The organism is bacterium (genome assembly GCA_026398675.1).
Classification (GTDB): Bacteria; RBG-13-66-14; RBG-13-66-14; order RBG-13-66-14; family RBG-13-66-14; genus RBG-13-66-14.
On record JAPLSK010000352.1, the window covers coordinates 1 to 6,530 of the forward strand.

Consider the following 6,530-nt stretch of genomic DNA (forward strand, 5'->3'; position numbering starts at 1 on the left):
GGCGTAGGGCGGGGATTTGCCAGGGGCATAGCTCGCTTCGCTCGGTTCCTATCCCCGCCGCTTCACCCCTCTCCCTAGCCCGTAGGCGAGCCTCCCCCCAGAGGGGGGAGGGGATGGCTACACATCACAGCCAGAGCGAGCCGACCAGGCGGGTGAGCCCCGCCGCGAGCCAGGCCAGCACGGTGAGGTACGCCGCGGCGAAGGCCGCCCAGCGCCACTTCCCGGTCTCGCGCCTTATCACCGCCAGCACCGCCGCGCAGGGCACGTAAACCAGGACGAAGACCATGAGCGCGAGCGCCACCAGCCAGCCCCCGCCGCCGGTGCGGGCGTCCCATTCCCGTTTCAGGCAGCCCTGCAACGGGGCGGTTCCCGAATCCAGTCCGTTCTCGGAGTAGAGGACGCCGAAGGTCCCCACGATGACCTCCTTGGCGGCGAAACCGGCCACCAGGGCGGCGCTCGTCTTCCAGTCGAAACCGAGCGGTTTCATCACCACGGCCAGGCCGCGGCCGATGAAGCCCAGCGGGGTATGGTAGAGCCGCTCGGCCTCCCGGTCCGCGTCAATCTCCGCCGTCCGCGCGCGGTGGGCGTCCCGGGCGGCGAGGAGCCTTTCCGCGGCGTCGAGGAGGGAGTCCGCCCCCGGTGCGATCGGCACGACCGCAATCCCCGCGCCGGGCATGCGCGGCGCCGATTCCAGTGCTTCCAGGCGGCGCACCGCCGCCATCAGCGCCGCGTCTTTCTCCAGCTCCGGCAGGAACCCGTCGCCGGTCGCGGCCGAGACACCCCCCGGTTCGAGGCCGAGCGATGCGGCCACCGCGGCCTGCTCTCTTACGTAATCCGCGTCCGCCCCCGCCATCCGGCCGTCGAATTTCCCGCCGTTCCCCGGTTCCAGGGGGAAGGCGGTGAGCGCCCAGATGACGACCATGGCCAGAAGAATCACCGTCCCCGCCTTGCGGATGTACATCCAGGCCCGGTTCCAGGCGTGCAGGAGCACCGCCTTGGCCGTGGGCGCGTGGTACGGCGGCAGCTCCATGACGAAGGGGACTTTTTCCCCTTTGAGGACGGTGGAGCGGAGGACCTTGGCGGCGATAATCGCCAGGACGACGCCCAGAACGTAAACAGCGAAGATGACGGTCCCGGCGTAGCGCGCCGGGAAGAAGGCCCCGGCCAGCAGGATGTAAACCGGCAGCCGCGCCCCGCAGCTCATCAGCGGCACCGTCAGAATCGTCACCAGCCGGTCCCGGGGGTTCTCCAGCGTCCGGGCCGCCATCACCGCCGGCACCGTGCAGCCGAAGCCGATGACCATGGGGATGAAGCTCTTGCCGTGCAGTCCCAGCCGGTGCATGAGCCGGTCCATAACGAAGGCGCCCCGAGCCATGTACCCCGAATCCTCCAACAGCGCGATCATCACGAAGAGCAAGAGGATGTTGGGCACGAAGACCAGCACCCCGCCCACGCCGCCCAGGATGCCGTCCGCCACCAGGGACCGGACGAGGCCCGCCGGGATGTACGCGTTCGCCAGCCGCGAAAGCCGGCCGAACAGCCCCCCGATGACGCCCATCAGCGGCTCGCCCAGCCGGAAGGTGACCTCGAAGGTGAGCCAGAGGACGACGGCGAAGATGGGCAGGCCCCAGATGCGGTGGGTGAGGACGTGGTCTATCTTCTCCGCCGTTTTAACGCGCCCCTCGACGTTGCGGGTCAAGGTCTCGCGGATGGCCCCGGCGGCGAAACCGTAAGCCGCCTCGACGAAGTGGTCCTCGGGCTCGTGGCCCAGAAGGCCCCGCAGGCGCTCCCGGGATTCCTCCACCAGCTTCGCCAGCGGCGCGCCCGTCCCGCCGAGGTGCGCCAGGCGGCGGTGGTACTCGGAGTCGTACTCCAGGAGCTTGACCGCCTGCCAGCGCGGCGGCCCGCCCAGCGAAATCTCGGGCTGCTCCCGGAGAAACCGCTCGACCCGGGCCATCTCCCCCTCCAGGTCCCGCCCGTAGTAGACGTGGACCTCCTTGCGCGGCCCCTCGGCGGTGAACACCCGGACCACCGCCGCGAGGAGCTCGTCCAGGCCGCGCCTCTTTACGGCGACGACGGGCACCACCGGGCAGCCCAAAAGCTCCGCCAGCGCCGCCGTGTCCAGCGTGTCGCCCCGCGACTCCACCACGTCCATCATGTTCACCGTCACCACCAGCGGCAGGCCGAGCTCCAGGAGCTGGGTGGTGAGGTAGAGGTTGCGCTCGAGGTTGGAGCCGTCGAGGATGTTGACGATGACGTCGGGCTCGCCGGAGGTGATGAAATCCCGGGCCACGAGCTGGTCCGGGGTGAGCGGGGAGAGGGAGTAGGTGCCGGGGAGGTCGGTGATTTCGAGATCGTGGCCGTCGAAGATGCGGCGGCCCATGCGCCGCTCGACGGTCACGCCGGGCCAGTTGCCCACCTGCTGGTGGCCGCCGGTCAGCGCGTTGAAAAGCGCCGTCTTGCCGCAGTTGGGGTTGCCGGCGATGGCGACCCGGATGGTGCGATTATCCGCCATAGAATTTTTGGAAAAAGGAGAGGCCCATCCCTCTCCCCTCGTGAAAACGAACGGACCGCTACTCCACCCGGCGCACGTCCACCTTGCGGGCCAGGCCGAAGCCCAGGGCCAGGCGGGTGTCGCCCACGCGGATGATGAGCGGGAACGTTTCCTCGACGACGGCCCGGACGCCCGCGGCCAACCCCAGTTCGCAGAGCCGCATCCGCGCCGTTTGACCGCCGTGAATGGCGATGACCTCGAAGTCGTCGCCGGGGGCCAGGTCCTCGATGCAGAGCGCCTCGCCGGGCCGCCTCTCGACCACGCGGCCGAAGCCGGGGTGTCCTCCGATGCGGTGCGTGTCGCCGTGGCCGTGTCTCATCTGATCCACCTTATTGAGAAGTATTCTCAAACACAGTTTAGCCTAAATTAGATTAAATGTCAATAGAAGGGACGTAACGGCCCAATAAAAAAGCGTCCCGACGGGCGTGGTGAGGTCTTCCGCATGTCCCCTCCCCCCTCTGGGGGGAGGGTCAGGGAGAGGGGTCCTCTCCCTTCGAGGGAGAGGCGCACCTACGGGCTAGGGTGAGTGGTGAAGCCGCCCCCCTCTCCCCGTGGGAGGAGCATTCACTCACGGGGCTAGGGGGTGAGGGCTGCCGCATGTCCCCTCCCCCCTCTGGGGGGAGGCTCGCCTACGGGTCAGGGAGGGGGGTAATTCGCGGCGGGGAAAGGATTCCCCGCCCTACATTTATCGTTAACGACGATTTGACGTAGGGGCGACCGTCCACGGTCGCCCGCGGGCGGGTCAAGAGACCCGCCCCTACATCATCGCAGCTTTGGGGTAAGGGCTGCCTTTAAAAAACGGGCGCCCCGAAGGACACCCGCGCCAATCCTCATCCCCGGCTCAGATCAGGCCCGTAAGCCCGATGAAGGCCATGGCCATGATGCCGGCGGAAATCATCGTTATCCCCGGCCCCTTCAGCCCCGCGGGGATGTCCGACTTCTCGATTTTTTCCCGGATGCCCGCCAGCGCGGTAATCGCCAGCATCCACCCCAGCCCCGAGCCGATGCCGTACCCCACCGTCTCCAGGAAGCCGTACCCCCGCAGGACCATGAACAGGCTCACCCCGAGGATGGCGCAGTTAACCGCGATGAGCGCCAGGAACACCCCGAAGGAGGCGTAGAGGTCGGGGGAGAACCGTTCGATGGCCAGCTCGAGCACCTGGGTGATGGCCGCGATGACCACGATGAAGATGATGAACTGGAGGTGCTCCACGCCGTAGGGCTCCAGGAGGTAGTGCTGGATGGCCCAGTTGGCCGCCGAGGTCAGCGTCATCACCAGCGTCACCGCCAGCCCCATGCCGAAGGCGGTTTTCACGTCCCGGCTGACGGCGATGAAGGGGCACATGCCCAGGAAGTTGGTGAGGGCGATGTTGTTGGTGAAGGTGGCGGCGAAAAGGATTACCAGGGCCTGCATGGCTACTCCCCCTTGACGACGGCCCAGGTCGGCTCGCCGTCGTAGGTCGCGTTATCCGTCAGCTTGATTTCCACCGGAGACTCGGAAAACCCCTCCCCGAACAGGACAATCTCCGCGGTCGGGTCGCCCTCGACGGCCGTCTGGCCGATGAACCAGTCCCCGCCGGCGGGGTCGGGCGCGAGGTTGAAACGATCCGGCTCCAGGGGCCGGGAGGAAAGGACCGTCTCCGTGGGGGCGTCCATCCGGGCGCAGTAGTTCCAATCCCCCTCCCGGTACGGGACGAGAAGGGTGCCGTCGGGGAAGCGGCGGAGCGGGCCGACGACCTCGTCTCCGGGGGTGGAAAGGTCCGAGGTGACCAGGGCGTCGTGAACGAAAATCAGCCCGGCGGGGAAGGACGACACCTCCGCCGACCAGGGCTCGTAGCGGCAGACTACCCCGAAGCCCGCCACGTGGCACGGCCAGCGGTAGTCTCCCGGCTCCAGGCTCTGCGGCTCGACGGTTTTATAATCCAAATCGTAGTAGTAGACGGCGAAGCTGTACCGCCGCCCGGCCAGGTGCTCCAGCTCCTCGGTGCTCCCGGCGAAGAGCCCCACCGTGCCGTAGTCAATGGCCTCGTAGGAGGAGAAATAAATCCGCTCGCCGTCGGCGGACCACGAGAGGTCGCCCTCGAAGCCGGGGGTGTCGGTGAGTTTGTCCCAGAGCCGGTCGTTCAGGTCCATCAGGTAGAGGTCGGGCTGTCCGTACATCTCGCTCACCCAGGCCAGGTAGCGCCCGTCCGGTGAAAGGGCGGGAGACCGGTCCGCGCACTCGTTATAGGTCACCCGGTCCGGGCAGCCCGCGTCCAGGTCCATCACGTAGATTTCGAGGTCGCCCTCGCAATCGGAGACCCAGGCCACGCGGCCGGAGAGGCCGTTTTCGGCGCACAGGGCGGCTATTCCCGCGCCGGAGGCGGCCAGGGCGGGATCGGTTTCATCCTGAGCCGCCGCGGCGGCGGTCAACATCGCTAAGAGGCAGAGAAATACTGGTTTCATCGCACCGCCTAAAGGTATCGCTCGCGGCGAAGGTCGTCGGATGACTGAAACTCAACCTCGCGGAACCGGGGTGCAGCGCCCCGCGCTGCTATCCAAATTTATCGAAGTGTATCCGGCCCTCCGGGACGCCCTTCTCGATGAGCTGGGCGGTGAGCGAGTTGACCACCACCGGCGCCCCGCACAGGTAGTACTCGTCTTGGGCGTGCCTCTCGAAATACTTGGCGAAGAACACGCCGTCTATGCGCCCCCGCTCCCCGTCCCAGCCCTCCTCCTCGCCGGAGAGAATCGGGATGTAGTGGAATTTCGGGTTCTTCTCCCACTCCTCGATGTCCGCCCCGCCGTAGAGGTCGGCCTTCGCGCGGGCGCCGAAGAAGAGGAACACCTCCACCTCCGGGTCGCTCTCTAAAATATCCGGGATCAGGCTGCGGAAGGGCGCCAGCCCGACGCCGGTGGCCAGGCACACGGCGTTGCGCCCCGAGCGCGAGTAGAGGAACTCGCCGTAAGGCCCGGAGAACTTCACCGGGTCGCCATCCTTCAGGCCGAAGAGGTAGGTGCTGGCGACGCCTTTTTCTTCCAGGCGCACGTTGAAGGAAACGGTCTCCTGCAGGCTTGGCAGGCTGGCCATGGAGTAGGCGCGGTAAACCGCCTCGCCGGTCTCGGGGTCCGGGGCCTGAATCTGGACGTACTGCCCGGCCTTGAACTTTATCTGCGGCGGGTCGGTGAGCCGGAAGGTCAACTCCTTGATGGCCGGCGTCACCCGCTCGCTTTTTTCCAGCACCGCCTCGTACTCTCCGATTTTGAAGTACCTAGACGGAATCTCCAACCGCATGTCGCCGCGGACCTTCACCTGGCAACTCAAGCGCACGTTCCGGGCCATTTCCTCGTCGGTGAGGACGATTTTTTCCGTGGGGAGGTACGGCCCGGCGCCGGAAGTCACCACCAGCTTGCAGTAGGCGCAGGTGCCCTTGCCGCCGCAGGCGCTGGGGATGAAGTACCTCTGCTGGAAGAGGGTGTAGAGGAGCGAGTTGCCGGCCTTGACCGATAGCTCCTTGTCCCCGTTGAGGGTAAGGGTGACCACCCCGTAGTCGGCAAGGAAGCGGTCGGCCAGGGCGAGGATGAGCCCCAGGGCGAGGGCTATCCCGCCGATGACCGCCGCCGAGGTGAGGATGATGGGGAGCATGACCTTCTTCCGTTAAGTCGCCGCTCTCAGGGGACGGGGAGGGCGACCGAGGTCCCCTCGGGTGGCTCCTCGCGCAGGGATTCGGCGATTTCGGTGAAGTCCGGCGCGTCGGCCGCCAGGACTCCCACCACCAGGTAAAGCTCGCTCACGGCCGTGACCTCCGTGGCCCCCTCCTCGAAGAACCTGACGGTGTGCAACACCACCGAGTGCAGACTTGAGTTCAGGCTTGTAGTGATCATTTCCGTGGTCACCGGTGCATTCCAGTAGTGACCCGTAACCGATTCCGTCTCGTACTCGCCGCCGGAAACACGGTGCGTCACCGTGTACGCCACATCGCGGTCCACCCACTCG

At 66.8% G+C, this 6,530-nt stretch carries 6 protein-coding genes; all 6 read right to left on the bottom strand.

Annotation, left to right across the window (positions count from 1 at the left end; genetic code table 11):
- Positions 1–124 precede the first annotated feature (124 nt).
- Positions 125–2,515 carry a ferrous iron transport protein B gene (gene feoB, locus NTW26_10680; GenBank protein ID MCX7022715.1) on the bottom strand — a complete coding sequence of 797 codons (2,391 nt, stop codon included), beginning with the start codon at positions 2,513–2,515 and terminating at the stop codon, positions 125–127.
- Between the two features lie 58 nt (positions 2,516–2,573).
- On the bottom strand, positions 2,574–2,873 hold the full coding sequence (locus NTW26_10685; protein MCX7022716.1) for a FeoA family protein: 300 nt from the start codon (positions 2,871–2,873) through the stop codon (positions 2,574–2,576).
- A 522-nt stretch (positions 2,874–3,395) separates the two neighbouring features.
- Positions 3,396–3,968, bottom strand: a complete 573-nt coding sequence (locus tag NTW26_10690) for an NADH:ubiquinone reductase (Na(+)-transporting) subunit E (GenBank protein ID MCX7022717.1) — start codon at positions 3,966–3,968, stop codon at positions 3,396–3,398.
- 2 nt (positions 3,969–3,970) lie between these two features.
- On the bottom strand, positions 3,971–4,999 hold the full coding sequence (locus NTW26_10695) for a hypothetical protein (protein MCX7022718.1): 1,029 nt from the start codon (positions 4,997–4,999) through the stop codon (positions 3,971–3,973).
- Between the two features lie 88 nt (positions 5,000–5,087).
- The gene (locus NTW26_10700; protein ID MCX7022719.1) at positions 5,088–6,179 is read right to left on the bottom strand and encodes an FAD-binding oxidoreductase; all 1,092 of its coding nucleotides are present in this window, start codon (positions 6,177–6,179) and stop codon (positions 5,088–5,090) included.
- Positions 6,180–6,205: 26 nt separating this feature from the next.
- On the bottom strand, positions 6,206–6,530 hold a 325-nt coding region (locus tag NTW26_10705), incomplete at its 5' end, for a hypothetical protein (GenBank protein MCX7022720.1).

Bases quoted from the DNA above. Each gene is read 5' to 3' on its own strand.
- feoB (MCX7022715.1), bottom strand. From the start codon at position 2,515: ATGGCGGATAATCGCACCATCCGGGTCGCCATCGCCGGCAACCCCAAC.
- NTW26_10685 (MCX7022716.1), bottom strand. From the start codon at position 2,873: ATGAGACACGGCCACGGCGACACGCACCGCATCGGAGGACACCCCGGC.
- NTW26_10690 (MCX7022717.1), bottom strand. From the start codon at position 3,968: ATGCAGGCCCTGGTAATCCTTTTCGCCGCCACCTTCACCAACAACATC.
- NTW26_10695 (MCX7022718.1), bottom strand. From the start codon at position 4,999: ATGAAACCAGTATTTCTCTGCCTCTTAGCGATGTTGACCGCCGCCGCG.
- NTW26_10700 (MCX7022719.1), bottom strand. From the start codon at position 6,179: ATGCTCCCCATCATCCTCACCTCGGCGGCGGTCATCGGCGGGATAGCC.